The sequence below is a fragment of the Actinomadura parmotrematis genome (assembly GCF_019458805.1).
GTDB classification, from domain to species: domain Bacteria; phylum Actinomycetota; class Actinomycetes; order Streptosporangiales; family Streptosporangiaceae; genus Spirillospora; species Spirillospora parmotrematis.
Genome location: NZ_JAIBOA010000032.1, coordinates 17,409 through 29,727 on the forward strand (window position 1 = coordinate 17,409; position 12,319 = coordinate 29,727).

General features: G+C 74.2%; 15 protein-coding genes. 4 read left to right on the plus strand and 11 right to left on the minus strand.

Annotated elements, in window-relative coordinates; translation table 11 throughout:
* Positions 1-71 precede the first annotated feature (71 nt).
* Genes K1Y72_RS33205 through K1Y72_RS33225 form a run of 5 tightly spaced genes read right to left on the minus strand, consistent with a single transcriptional unit; the run spans position 72 to position 4,214 of the window.
* Positions 72-476 carry a hypothetical protein gene (locus K1Y72_RS33205; protein WP_220170494.1) on the minus strand — a complete coding sequence of 135 codons (405 nt, stop codon included), beginning with the start codon at positions 474-476 and terminating at the stop codon, positions 72-74.
* Positions 473-1,126 carry a hypothetical protein gene (locus K1Y72_RS33210; RefSeq protein WP_220170495.1) on the minus strand — a complete coding sequence of 218 codons (654 nt, stop codon included), beginning with the start codon at positions 1,124-1,126 and terminating at the stop codon, positions 473-475. The genes K1Y72_RS33205 and K1Y72_RS33210 overlap by 4 nt, the downstream gene beginning before the upstream one ends.
* 9 nt (positions 1,127-1,135) lie before the next feature.
* A complete protein-coding gene (locus K1Y72_RS33215) occupies positions 1,136-2,320 on the minus strand; it encodes an ABC transporter permease (protein ID WP_220170496.1) in 1,185 nt (394 codons plus the stop codon).
* Positions 2,317-3,021 (minus strand): ABC transporter ATP-binding protein, encoded by a 705-nt coding sequence (locus tag K1Y72_RS33220; protein ID WP_220170543.1) that lies wholly within the window; start codon positions 3,019-3,021, stop codon positions 2,317-2,319. Before K1Y72_RS33220 ends, K1Y72_RS33215 begins: the two co-directional genes overlap by 4 nt.
* Positions 3,021-4,214, minus strand: a complete 1,194-nt coding sequence (locus K1Y72_RS33225) for an efflux RND transporter periplasmic adaptor subunit (protein WP_220170497.1) — start codon at positions 4,212-4,214, stop codon at positions 3,021-3,023. The genes K1Y72_RS33220 and K1Y72_RS33225 overlap by 1 nt, the downstream gene beginning before the upstream one ends.
* A gap of 424 nt (positions 4,215-4,638) precedes the next feature.
* Between K1Y72_RS33225 and K1Y72_RS33230 the strand changes: the two genes are divergently transcribed.
* Positions 4,639-5,727: a ferredoxin reductase gene (locus tag K1Y72_RS33230; RefSeq protein WP_220170498.1), complete on the plus strand. Its 1,089-nt coding sequence runs from the start codon at positions 4,639-4,641 to the stop codon at positions 5,725-5,727.
* Between the two features lie 47 nt (positions 5,728-5,774).
* Entirely contained in the window at positions 5,775-6,947 is a 1,173-nt protein-coding gene (locus K1Y72_RS33235) for a fatty acid desaturase family protein (protein ID WP_220170499.1), read from the plus strand.
* A 48-nt stretch (positions 6,948-6,995) separates the two neighbouring features.
* On the opposite strand, the gene K1Y72_RS33240 is transcribed toward K1Y72_RS33235, so the two are convergent.
* The 4 genes from K1Y72_RS33240 to K1Y72_RS33255 all read right to left on the minus strand — a co-directional run bounded on the left by K1Y72_RS33240 (position 6,996) and on the right by K1Y72_RS33255 (position 10,300).
* Complete coding sequence (locus K1Y72_RS33240) at positions 6,996-7,841, minus strand: PSP1 domain-containing protein (protein WP_220170500.1); 846 nt, start codon at positions 7,839-7,841, stop codon at positions 6,996-6,998.
* A 44-nt stretch (positions 7,842-7,885) separates the two neighbouring features.
* Positions 7,886-8,923: a hypothetical protein gene (locus tag K1Y72_RS33245; protein WP_220170501.1), complete on the minus strand. Its 1,038-nt coding sequence runs from the start codon at positions 8,921-8,923 to the stop codon at positions 7,886-7,888.
* A gap of 89 nt (positions 8,924-9,012) precedes the next feature.
* Positions 9,013-9,816, minus strand: a complete 804-nt coding sequence (locus K1Y72_RS33250; RefSeq protein ID WP_220170502.1) for a fructosamine kinase family protein — start codon at positions 9,814-9,816, stop codon at positions 9,013-9,015.
* Complete coding sequence (locus tag K1Y72_RS33255; RefSeq protein WP_220170503.1) at positions 9,809-10,300, minus strand: low molecular weight protein-tyrosine-phosphatase; 492 nt, start codon at positions 10,298-10,300, stop codon at positions 9,809-9,811. Before K1Y72_RS33255 ends, K1Y72_RS33250 begins: the two co-directional genes overlap by 8 nt.
* Before the next feature lie 205 nt (positions 10,301-10,505).
* On the opposite strand from K1Y72_RS33255, the gene K1Y72_RS33260 reads away from it, so the two are divergent.
* Both K1Y72_RS33260 and K1Y72_RS33265 read left to right on the plus strand, forming a co-directional pair.
* Entirely contained in the window at positions 10,506-10,907 is a 402-nt protein-coding gene (locus K1Y72_RS33260; protein ID WP_220170504.1) for a DUF1622 domain-containing protein, read from the plus strand.
* On the plus strand, positions 10,904-11,149 hold the full coding sequence (locus tag K1Y72_RS33265) for a DUF1622 domain-containing protein (RefSeq protein WP_220170505.1): 246 nt from the start codon (positions 10,904-10,906) through the stop codon (positions 11,147-11,149). Before K1Y72_RS33260 ends, K1Y72_RS33265 begins: the two co-directional genes overlap by 4 nt.
* Positions 11,150-11,155: 6 nt before the next feature.
* Here the strand turns inward: K1Y72_RS33265 and K1Y72_RS33270 are convergent, their stop codons facing one another.
* Entirely contained in the window at positions 11,156-11,683 is a 528-nt protein-coding gene (locus K1Y72_RS33270) for a hypothetical protein (protein ID WP_220170506.1), read from the minus strand.
* Positions 11,680-12,180 (minus strand): SigE family RNA polymerase sigma factor, encoded by a 501-nt coding sequence (locus K1Y72_RS33275; RefSeq protein WP_258574434.1) that lies wholly within the window; start codon positions 12,178-12,180, stop codon positions 11,680-11,682. Before K1Y72_RS33275 ends, K1Y72_RS33270 begins: the two co-directional genes overlap by 4 nt.
* Between the last annotated feature and the right edge of the window lie 139 nt (positions 12,181-12,319).

Below are 12,319 nucleotides of genomic sequence, written 5' to 3' on the forward strand. Positions count from 1 at the left end.
ACCCGGGTTGGGGGTTCCGGGTCCTCACCGGTCCCGGGCGGGCGCGGGGGACGTCCGTCCGGGGGTCTGGATCAGCCGGCGGGCGGCTGCTGCCCCTGGCCGGGCCCGCCGCCCCAGCCGCCGCCGTAGCCCCCGCCGCCGTTGCCGCGCTGCGGCCGGAGCGACGCGCACGCCTGCATGGCCTTCTGCTGCGCGGCCGACATGCTCGGCCGGCCCGACGGTATCCCGGACGGGCGGCCCGACGGCATCCCCGACGGCCGCGCCGTCGGCGCCCCGCTCGGGCGCTGCCCGTTGCGGCCGCCGCCGAACTGCGGCAGCTTGACGCCCTGCTTCTCCAGGCACTGCTGGTACGCCTGCATCGACTGCTGGGCGCCGCCCGTCGAGGACGCGTCCGCCTTCTTGCCGTCGCCGCCGCCCCCGCACGCCGAAGCGAGCATCAGCGCGGCCGCGACGCCGGCCACTGCGATCTTCCTCATGGTCGCTGTCCTCCTCTAGCGGTCCCCTGGCTGACGCTGGTCGCGGCGATGCTGCCGTCGCTCCCGGCGGTGCCCTGGACGATGACCGTCGTGCCGGAGCCGAGGTCCTTGAGCGTCCCGTTCCTGGTGACGCGGATGGTGGTCTTGCCGCTGGTGCTGACCTTGACGGTCTTGCCGTCGGCGGTCTTGATGTAGAGCACGCCCTTGCCGACCTTGGTGACGGTGCCGACGGTGGCGCCGCCGCCCTGCCCGCCGCCCGCCGCCTGGCCGCCGCCCGGGAAGCCCTGCCCCCCGCCGGGGAAGCCCTGACCGCCGCCGGGGAAGCCTTCGCCCCCACCGGGGAAGCCGCCGCCCTCGCCGCGCTGGCCGAGCCCGCCGTAGCCGCTCGGCCCGCCGGGCGCGCCGCCGGCGCGCTGGCCGGAGCCGGAGCCGCCGTCCGACCACTGCTTGTCGGCCCAGATGCCGCCGATGAACCCGGCGACCACCAGCACGGCGGCGCCGAGGTAGACGGCGGCGCCCGGCTTGACCGAGCGGGCGGGCTGCGCCGCGAGCTCCTCGTCGAGGTCGCCCTCGAAGGGGGAGCTCGACAGCAGTTCGGCGTCGGACTCGGGGGCGCGGGGCGCCCGCTCGTCCTTCCTGTGGTCGCTCATGACCGGGCCTCATTCATGGCGCAGTGCCTCGATCGGGCGCAGCCGTGCCGCGCGGTTGGCGGGGTATCCACCGAAGAACAGCCCGATGACGACCGAGACGCCGAGCGACAGCGCGATCGACGACGGGACGAGCACGGGCTTCACCCCGGCGATGGTGAACAGGCTGCCGGCCACCCCGACGGCCACCCCGAGCAGCCCGCCGATGAGGCTGAGGATGGTGGCCTCGGCGACGAACTGGCCGAGGATGGCGCCGCGCGGGGCGCCGATGGCCTTGCGGATGCCGATCTCCCGGGTCCGCTCGGTGACGGTGACCAGCATGATGTTGGTGATGCCGATGCCGCCGACGACCAGGCTGATCGCCGCGACGGCGCCGAGCAGCACGGTGAAGGTCTTGTTGGAGTCGGCGACGGCGCTCTGCGCGCTCGCCTGGCTGGCGACGGTGAAGTCGGTGGTGCCGTGCCGCTGCTGGAGGATCGACTCGGCCTCGGCCTGCGCCGCGTCGACCTGCTCGCTGCTCTTGGCCTGGATGACGATCTGGTCGAGCGCGCCGTAGCCGGTGACGCTCGCCTGGACGGCCGTCAGCGGCGCGACCGCGACGCTGTCGGGGTCGTTGAAGCCGCCCGAGGTGGACCCGGACGCCTTCAGCACGCCGACGACGGTGAAGTTGATCCCGCCGACGTTGATCTTCTTGCCGAGCGGGTCGGTGCCGGCGAACAGGTCGGAGGCGACGGTGCTGCCGATGACGACGACGTTGCCGTCGGTCTCGGCGAACGCCGACCCGGCCGCGATCGTCTTGCTCGCCGCCGCGAAGTAGTCGGGCGTGCTGCCGACGAACCGGTCGATGGTGCTGCTCGTCCCCGCGTAGGTCGCGGTGGACGACTGGCCGGACACCACCGGCGACGCGCTCTTGATCGACGGCGACTTCGCCAGCGCCTCGGCGTCCTTGACGGTGAGGTCGCGCGCCTGGGTGCGCGCCCCGCCGCTGCTGCTGGTGGTGCTGGTGGAGACGGTCAGCGAGTCCGCGCCGAGCCGCTGGATGCTCTTCTTGATGGCCTCGGACGAGCCGTTGCCGTAGGCGATCAGCAGGATGACCGCGGCGACGCCGATGAGGATGCCGAGCGTGGTGAGCCCGCTCCGCAGCTTGTTGGCGGTGAGCCCGCGCAGCGCGAACCGCAGGACCTCCAGGGGGCTCATGCGACCCCCACCGGGGCCTGCCGGCGGTCCTCGACGATCCGGCCGTCGACGAGCCGCACGACGCGCTTGGCGTGCGCGGCGACCTCGTCCTCGTGGGTGATGACCACGATGGTGCGGCCCTGCCGGGCCAGCCGGTCGAAGATCCCGAGGACGTCGGCGGTGGACTTGGAGTCCAGGGCGCCGGTCGGTTCGTCGGCGAGGAGCAGCGTCGGGGACGTGACGAGCGCGCGCGCTATGGCAACGCGCTGCTGCTGGCCGCCCGACAGCTCGTTCGGCTCGTGCCCGCCGCGGTCGGCGAGGCCGACCTCGCGGAGCGCGGCGAGCGCGCGGCGCTTGCGCTCGCCGCCCTTCACCCCGCCGTAGGCGAGCGGGAGCTCGACGTTGGCGCGGGCGGACATGCGCGGGATGAGGTTGAAGGACTGGAAGACGAACCCGATCCGGCGGTTGCGCAGGATCGCGAGGCGCCGCTCGTCCAGGTCGCCGACGTGCACGCCGTCGAGCAGGTAGGTGCCGCCGGAGGGGACGTCCAGGCAGCCGATGATGTTCATCAGCGTGGACTTGCCGGAGCCGGAGGCGCCCATGATGGCCACGTAGTCGCCGCGCTCGACGGTGAGCGAGACGCCGCGCAGCGCGTGCACCTCGGTCTCCCCGCTGCCGTAGACCTTGGTGGCCCCACGGACGTCGAGGACGGGGACGTCGATCACCGCCGGCCCCCGCCGCCGCCGGGGAACCCGCCGCCCGCGCCGCCGGGGAAGCCGCCGCCCGCGCCGCCGGGGAACCCGGTACCGGTGCGGTTGCCGGTGCCGCCGGACGAGCCGCTCTGCGTCGCCACGGTCACCACGACCTTGTCGCCCTCGTTCAGGCCGGACTTGATCTCGGTGCCCTGGTCGCCCTTGACACCTACCTCGACCCGCACGCTGCTCCGCTTGCCGTCCTTGTCGACGGTGACGGTGCTCTGCCCGCCGATCGTGCGGACGGCCGCGGTCGGGACGTAGAGCACGTCCTCGGCGCTGGAGGTGGCGATCTCGACGGTGGCGGTCTGCCCGAGCCGGACGCCCGAGGGGACCTTGGTGAGGGTGATGGTGGCCGGGTACTTCACCACGTTGTCGGTCGTCGTCGGGGACGTCCCGATCGCGCTGATCTTGCCGGTGGCGGTCTTGCCGGTGAGCGCGTCGAAGGACACGGTCGCCGACTGCCCGGTCTTCAGCTTGGTGGTGTCGGCCTCGGTGAAGTCGCCCTCGATCTGCAGGTGCGCGGTGTCGTCGAGCTGCATGAAGCCCGAGGAGGACGAGGAGGTGGACGACGAGGACGAGGACGACGAGCCGCCCGAGGCGCCGCCCGCGGACGAGCCGCCGGAGGAGGACCCCGAGGACGACCCCGACCCGCTGGACGAGCCGCCGACCGTGCCGTTGACCGCGGTGACCGTGCCGGCCCAGGGGGCCCGCAGGATCGTCCCCGCGTAGGTGCGCTGGGCGGCGCTGTAGGCGTTCTTCACCTGGAGGTAGCTGGCGTACCCCTTGGCGGTGGTGGTGTCGGTGTCGGCCGCGGCGTCCAGGTTGGCCTTGGCGGCGTTCAGGCCCTCCAGCGCCTCGGTCTGGTCGAGGCGGGCGAGCAGGTCGCCCTTGTCGACCTTCTTCCCCGCCTTCACGTAGATCTTGGCGACGGTCCCGGAGGTGCCGAAGGACAGCGCGCTGGAGCGCGCGCTCTCCACCGACCCCGAGGCCGAGACCGACGAGGACACCGTGCCGCGGGTGACCGCCACCAGGCGGGTCGAGGCGGTGGCGCCGGCGTCGTCGTCCGACAGCGAGAGGTAGGCGATGCCGACCCCGCCCGCCAGCAGCACGCCGAGCGCGCCGTTGATCAGCAGGGTCCGGCGGCGAAGCGGCCGTTTCATGGTCCGAAGGCTGCCGGGCCGATCTGGGGGGTTCCTGAGCCGAATGTGAGAGTTCGATGAGAGAGCGGAGGAAGGGGCGTTTCAACGCTCCCGAACGGGGCACCCCACCACTCCGGCCCCGATCCCCCGACCTCTGACCTGCACGGACGTCCGCGCGCGGCCGCGCCCCCGCGTCCCGGAGAGGCGCCCGCCCCGCCGCGTCCGGAACGGCGGTTCCGGGCCGGCTCCGTCGCCCGTTGAGCATTTCCCTCCCCCGGCGACAAAAAGGGAGGCCGACTTTGGCAGTCCGGTTGACACCGCTGTATGTGACATCGTGCGATGGTGTGATACCCGTCGCTTTGCGGCTTTCCTCCTTGCGTACGTCCCGTACTTACGCCACCGTAGGTTACGCAAGCGTAAGTTGGGAGCGCTCGGGGAGGACACCTTGACCACGACACACGCGGTGGCGCGGCGATCCCCCGTGCGGCGGCTCGCGTCCGCCGCGCGGTGGCTGACCACCCCCCTGCTGCCCGAGGACTACCTCGGGCTCGTCAACCCGCTCTGGTCGACGGCGGAGCTGCGCGGCCGGATCGAGGGGATCCGGCACGAGGCGCCCGGCGCCGCGACCGTCGAGATCAGGACCGGCCCGGACTGGGCCGGCCACGTGCCCGGCCAGTGGGTCCGGATCGGCGTGGACATCGACGGCGTCCGCCACTGGCGCTCGTTCTCGCTGTCCTCGCCGCCGCGCCGCGACGGCCGGATCACCGTGACCGTGAAGGCCAACCCCGACGGCCTCGTCTCCCGGTACCTGGTCGAGCGGGCCGAACCCGGGACGATCGTCCGGCTGGAGCCCGCGGGCGGCGACTTCACGCTGCCGGACGCCCCCGGCGGGCGCGGCCTGCTGTTCCTGACGGCGGGCAGCGGCATCACGCCGGTCATGGCGATGCTGCGGCACCTGGACGCCGCCGGGCCGATGCCCGACACCGTCCTCGTCCACTCGGCGCGGACGCCCGGCGACGTCATCTTCGGCGCCGAGCTGCGCCGCCTCGCCGAGCGGACGACGAACTTCACCCTGATCGAGCGGCACACCGCCGCCGACGGCCGGTTCAAGCTCGCCGACCTCACCGCCGCCTGCGCCGACTGGGCCGAGCGCGACGCCTGGGTCTGCGGCCCCGCCGACCTGCTCGACGAGGCCGAGGCGCACTGGGCCGCCGAGGGCGACCCCGCGCTGCTCCGCGTCGAGCGGTTCCAGGCGGTCCTCGCGGGCGGCGGCGGCGAGGGCGGGCATGTCCGGTTCGCCGCGAGCGGCGTGGAGACCGACGCCGACGGCGCGACGCCGCTGCTCGTCGCGGGCGAGGACGCGGGCGCGCTGCTGCCGAGCGGCTGCCGGATGGGCATCTGCTACAGCTGCGTCGGGCGCCTCCGGTCCGGGCAGGTCCGCGACCTGCGCACCGGCGAGGTGCACGGCGAGGAGGGGCACATGATCCAGACGTGCGTCTCCGCCGCCGCCGGCCCCGTCGAGATCGACCTCTAACGACCTTCCACCCGAATCCACCCCGAACGGAACGAGGGGAGCCAGACATGACGAGCACGACCCCCGCCCCGGTGCGGCCGAAGGTCGCCCGCGACCCGCAGAACCCGGCCGCGCACCTCACGCCCGCCGACTTCGAGGCCATCGCCGCCGAGCTCGACGCCCTGCGCGAGGAGGTCTTCGCCGACCTGGGCGAGCGCGACGCCGCCTACATCCGCAACGTGATCAAGCTGCAGCGCGGGCTGGAGATCACCGGCCGCGCGCTGCTGATGCTGTCCGCACTGCCGCCGGCCTGGTGGGCCGGGACCGCGACGCTGTCGGTGGCCAAGATCCTGGAGAACATGGAGATCGGCCACAACGTCATGCACGGCCAGTGGGACTGGATGCGCGACCCCAAGATCCACTCCACCACCTGGGAGTGGGACAACGTGTCCCCGGCCGAGCAGTGGAAGCACTCGCACAACTTCGTGCACCACACCTACACCAACATCGTCGGCAAGGACAACGACGTCGGCTACGGCATCCTGCGCGTCACGCCCGAGCAGCCGTGGCACCCGGCCAACCTCGGGCAGCCGCTCTACAACACGCTGCTCGCCATGTTCTTCGAGTACGGCGTCGCGCTGCACGACCTGGAGATCGACAAGATCCGGGCCGGGAGGAACGACCCCGAGGAGACCGACCGCAAGCTGCGCGCGATCGGCCGCAAGATCCGCCGCCAGTGGGGCAAGGACTACCTGGCGTTCCCGCTGCTCAGCGGGCCGCAGTTCCTGTCCACGCTCGGCGCGAACGTCACCGCCAACATCGTCCGCAACGTGTGGGCGCACGCGGTGATCTTCTGCGGGCACTTCCCCGGCAACATCTCGGTGTTCGAGCTGGAAGAGCGTCAAATGCCCGACGAGACGCGCGGCGAGTGGTACGTCCGCCAGCTCCTCGGGTCGGCCAACATCGACGGCGGCAGGTTCTTCCACCTGATGACGGGGAACCTGTCGCACCAGATCGAGCACCACCTGTTCCCCGACATGCCGAGCAACCGGCACGCCGAGATCGCGCCGCGCATCCGGGCGCTCTGCGAGAAGTACGACCTGCCGTACCACACCGGCGGCTTCACCCAGCAGGTCACCAGCACCTGGAAGAAGATCTGGCGGTACGCGCTGCCCGGCCCGAAGGTGGTCCCGCCGTCGCCGATGCCGGCCGTGCAGGCGCGCGCGTCCAAGGCCGCCTGACCAGTCCCCGCCCGCCCGTCCCGCCGGGGGCCGGGACGGGCGGGGGCGTCAGTCCCCGGACGCGCCGTCGCCGCCGTCGCCGTAGTGCTCGTCGTGCTGCCGGCGCGGCGAGCACACCGACGCCGACGGGCACTGGCAGCGGCCGCCCGAGCTCAGCCGGACGGTGACGGTGTCGCCCGGCACGTTGCGGCCGACGACCTGCCCGCCGCCCTGCGGCGTCTCCACCCGCGACCCGAGCGCGGGCATCCGCTCGTGCGCCTGCACGTACAGCGGGTGCTCGTACTTCAGGCAGCACATGAGCCGGCCGCAGGCGCCCGCGATGCGCAGCGGGTTGACGGGCAGGTCCTGCTCCTTGGCCATCCGCACCGAGACCGGCTCGAAGTCCTTCAGGAACGTCGCGCAGCACAGGTCGCGGCCGCACGGCCCGATGCCGCCCTGCAGCCGGGCCTCGTCGCGCGGGCCGACCTGCCGCAGCTCGACGCGGGCCCGCATGGCGCGGGCGAGGTCGCGGACCAGGGCGCGGAAGTCCACCCGCTGCGGCGCGGTGAAGTAGACCTTGAAGACCTCGGCCGCGTCCAGGTAGTCGATGCCGATGACCTTCATGGGCAGCCCGTGCTCGCGGATCAGCCGCTTGGCGATCGAGCGGCCCTCGGCGCGGCGGCGCCGGTTCGCCTCGTCGCGGCCGAGGTGCTCGGCGGTGGCGGGCCCGGCGCACACCGGCAGGCCGGCCACGTCGTCGGACACCCACTGCGGCGCCCACACGCACTCGGCGACCTCGGGGCCACCGTCGGTCGGGACGAGCACCTTGTCGCCGACGCGCGGGGAGTGCTCCCCGGGGTCGAGGTAGTAGAGCCGGCCGTACCTGGTGAAACTGACGGCCATCACCATGCCCATGGATCCGCTCCCTCCGCCCGGGTACGCGCCTCCAACCTAACGCGTCACCAGGCCGCGTCGGAGAGGTCGGCGGCGGGGACCGCGGCGGGCGCCCCGGGGACGTAGAGGCGGCCGTCGGCGGCGCTCACCAGCAGGTGCCCGTTCGCGCGGCCGGCGTCCAGGCGGGTGAGGCCGCCCTCCAGGGGCCTGCTCCACACGTCCTTGGTGGGCTTGCCGGTGGACACCGAGTAGGCGCGGACGGTCGCGGCGGACGCCGCGGGCACGCCCGCGAAGACGGTCGCGCCGTCGGGGCTGAGGACGGCGGGGCCGCCCTCGGGCAGCCTCAGCACGACCTTACTGGCCTTCAGGCTGCCGGCGGCGGCGCCGAGGGTGTCCAGGGTCCGCACCTGGGCGGCCTTGCCGGCGCCGGGCGTCCACACGAACGACAGGGTCGGGCCCGCCCACGACAGGCTGGTGATCCGCCCGGCGCCCCGGGCCGTCCACGCCTTGGTGCCGCCCGCCTTCGGGTCCAGCACCGCCAGGCGGGCGCCGCCGGACGCGGGGACGGCGTAGGCGATGCGGCCGTCGCCGCGGTTCACCGCCATGTCGGCGCCGGGGCGGGCGGCCGCGCTGATCGCGACGCCGGGGATCGGGGCGAGGGACGTCGGGCGGCCCTTGCCGTCCAGCCGCAGGCGCTGGAAGGCGACCTTGCCGGCGGACGCGGCGGCCACCACGTAGCTGCCGTCGCCGCCGCTCGCGATGCGCTGGAACCGCTGCCCGGGCGGGGCGGCCACCGGGACGCCGACGTCCTTGCCGGTGCCGATGTCGCGGACGACGAGCGCGGTGCCGGTGCGCCGGACGCCGACGACGTAGCGCGACTCGCCGCGCACCTTGCCGGCCGGGGCCTTCGCCGCGGCGACCTTCTCCGCGGCGACCTTGGCGCGGTGGTCGCGGTGCACGATCCGCTCGTGGTGGTGGACGAGGTCGAGCGCGCCGGACAGGCAGAGGCAGGCGCCCGCCGCGGCGCCGAGCGGCAGCAGGCCGCGCAGGCGGAAGAGGGGCGCGCGCCCCCGGGCCGGTCCCTCGGTGCTGCCGCCGTCCATGGGGTGTTCGCTCTCCAACCTCTCGCGGTGCGTGGCCCGTCGTTTCTATCTCATCCCGGGCGGGACAAACACCCATGTTGGCGCATTTATCACCCTGAAAGGTTCCTGACCGCCTCGTCCACCCGGCCCGCGTAGGCCGCTCCGTACAGGACCGTGTGGACGAGCAGCGGGTGCAGCAGGTGCAGCGGCGTCCGCTCGCGCCAACCGGCGGCGGGCGGGGCGGTTTCGGCGTAGGCGGCGAGGACAGTGGCCAGGTGCGGGAGGCCGAACAGGCCGAGCATCGCGAGGTCGGTCTCGCGGTGGCCGCCGTGCGCGGCGGGGTCGATGAGGACGGCGCCGCCCGTGGTCCACATCACGTTCCCGGACCACAGGTCGCCGTGGATGCGGGCCGGTCCCTCCTCGGGCCCGGCGAGGTCGCCGATCCGCTCCAGGACGCGCTCGACGCGGCGGGTGAGGCCGGGGCCGAGCGTCCCGGCGGCCCGGCGCAGGTAGGGCGCGAGGCGGCGCTCGGCGTACCAGCGCGACCAGGGGCCGCCGTCCGGGGTGTTGTCGAGGTCGAGATCGGCGATCTTGCCCGGCCAGGGGGCGCCGTAGCGATCGGGGCGGGCCAGGTGGAGGAGGGCGAGGTCGCGTCCGAAGCGCTCGGCGGCCTCCCGCGTCGGGGCTGTCTCCTCCAGCCAGGGCAGGACGAGGTGGTCGCCGGCGACCTCCAGGACGTCCGCGACGGGCGCCCGCGGACCGGCCTCCTTCAGCCAGCGCAGGCCGGCCGCCTCCGCCGCGAAGACGTCGCCGGCGCCGCGGGCGCGCTTGACGAACACCTGGCGGCCGTCGCCGGTCACCGCCTGATGCAGCGTCCAGGAGTGGCTGGAGCCGAGGTCGCGGACATCACGCACGCCCGTCCCGCTCCTTCAGGCCGGCGCGGATCGCGTCCAGCAGGCCGGGCATCGCGGCCTCGACAAGAGTCAGAACGTCGTCGAAACCGGCGTCGTCGCCGTAGTAGGGGTCGGGGACGTCCAGGTCGCCGGCCGCGTCCGGGTCGTACTCGCGCAGCAGGTGGATCTTCGCGGCGGCGTCGCGGTCCGGCGCGAGGGCGTGCAGCTCGGCGCGGTGCCCGGCGTCCAGCGCGACGATCAGGTCGTAGCGGTCGAACCAGCCGTCCCCGAACTGCCGGGCGGTGTGCGCCGACGCGTACCCGGCGCGGCGGAGCGCGGCGACGGTGCGCGGGTCGGCGCCGTCGCCCGCGTGCCAGCCGCCGGTGCCGGAGCTGTCCACCTCGACGTCCAGGCCCTCCTCCTCGGCGTGGCGGCGGAGGACGGCCTCGGCCATGGGCGAGCGGCAGATGTTGCCGGTGCAGACGAAGGTGACGCGGTAGCTCATGCCTCCCATCGTGCCCGCCGATACCGGTGGCCCGGCGGGCGGGCGGCGCGCCGCGCCGCCCACGTCCACGCGGGGACGGCCCGGGACGTCCGGGTCGCCTCCCTGCTCCCCGGCGACCTCGGCCTGCCGTCGCCGCTGCCCTACCTGCCCGCTCCGGCCGCCGGTCCGTGACGGGCGGGCGGCCGGCACGGCACACTGATCATCCATGGATGCGCTCCTGAGCGAGGACTGGCTCAAGCAGACCGTCGACCTGCTGGTGCGGCTCGTCGAGCTGGCCGGCGCCGTCGTGATCTTCGTGGGGGCGGCGGTGGCGTTCGCCCGCTTCCTCGTCACGGCGGTGCGGACCCGCGACGCCGAGCGCTTCGTCCCGGTGCGCCTGAACCTCGGCCGCTTCCTCGCCCTCGGCCTGGAGTTCCAGCTCGCCTCCGACATCCTGCGCACGGCGATCGCGCCGACGCTGCGCGAGATCGGCGAGCTGGCCGCGATCGCCGCCATCCGGACGGCGCTGAACTACTTCCTCGGCCGCGAGATCAAGGAGGAGCGCAGCGAGCTCGCCAAGGCCGCCGCAGCGGCCTCCGGGGCGACCTCGGCGGCTCCCCCGGAATGACCGCGCTGCTGCAGCTCGCCGCGCTCTGCTGCGTCGTCGCGGGCCTGGTCGCGGGCGGCGCCGTCGGGCTCGCCACCCGCAGCCTGCGGGCGGGGCTGCCGGTCGCCCTGGACTTCTGGCTGGCCGCCGGGCTGCTGCGCCTCGGCGCCGACCCCGGCTGGACGTCCCTGCTCGCCACCGCCGCGATCGTCGCCGTCCGCCGCCTCGTCACCTGGTCCCTCGGCACCGCCCGCACCCGCTGACGGAACTCAGCGGTAGACGACCACCGACTCCACGCCGGGCCGGCCGAGCAGCGCCCGGGCGAGCCGCTGCGCGTCGTCCTGGGTGGCCACCCGCGCCCAGATGAGGTTGCTCCCCTTCTTCGGGGCGATCTCGTAATCGGCCTTGGCGTCGATGCTCCGCACGTACGCGAACGTCTGGAGTTCGTTCAGGAGCCGCTTCCGATCGTTCTCCGTGGCGGGGGAACGGCGGCAGCGGGGAACGGTGGACTTTCTCCCGCAGAGGACGATGCTGACCCTGACCTCGGCGGCCGGGGTCGCCGACGGGGTCGGCGAGGAGCCGCCCGCGGCAGGCCGGGCGTCGTGGCCGGCGGGGCCGAGCAGCGTACCGCCGGCGATCACGGCGGCGGCCGCGGCGGCGGAGAGCAGGGCGACGGGGGCCTTCCAGCGGCGGCGCGCCCCGCCGGGGGTCAGGGTCGGGTCCGCGACGTCGGCGGGGCCGATCGTGTCGCCGGCGGCGCGGAGGGCGTCGGCGAGCCGGGCTTCGGTGCTGTTCACTGGTCGTCTCCGAGCAGGCGGCCGAGCGCGGCGAGCGCCCGGGAGGTGGTCGACTTGACGGTGCCGCGGCTGACGCCCATCGCGGCGGCGATCTCCTGCTCCGACAGCCCGGAGAAGTAGCGCAGCACGAGCGCCTCGCGCTGCCGGGCCGGCAGCCGGGCCAGGGCGGCCAGCACCTCCCGGCGCTCCTCCCCGACGAGCGCGGCGGTTTCGGCCGACCACACCGCGGGCTGGTGCGTCACGCGCAGCGGGCGCCGCCGTGCGCGGAGCGCGTTGCGGCAGCCGTTCAGGACCGCCGAGCGCACGTAGTTCAGGGCCCTCTCGCGGTCCTCGATGTGCCCCCATCTCCGGTAGAGGCCCGTGAACGCGTCCTGCACGACGTCCTCGGCGGTCTGCCGGTCCCCCACCATGACGAACGCCAGGCGCGTGAGGCCGAGCGCGTGCCCGCGGTAGAGGTCGGTGACGGCCGGGGCCGCGTCGTCGCGGGCGCGCGCCATCGTCAACACTTCACCATCCATGCCCCAGAGACACCGTGCGGCCGTCCGGGTTGCCCGATCCGCCGGACTTTAGCGGGCCGCCCGGCGGCCCGCCGGTCACCCACCGTAGGATGATCATTACTTAAGGTGCGTCGAGCGT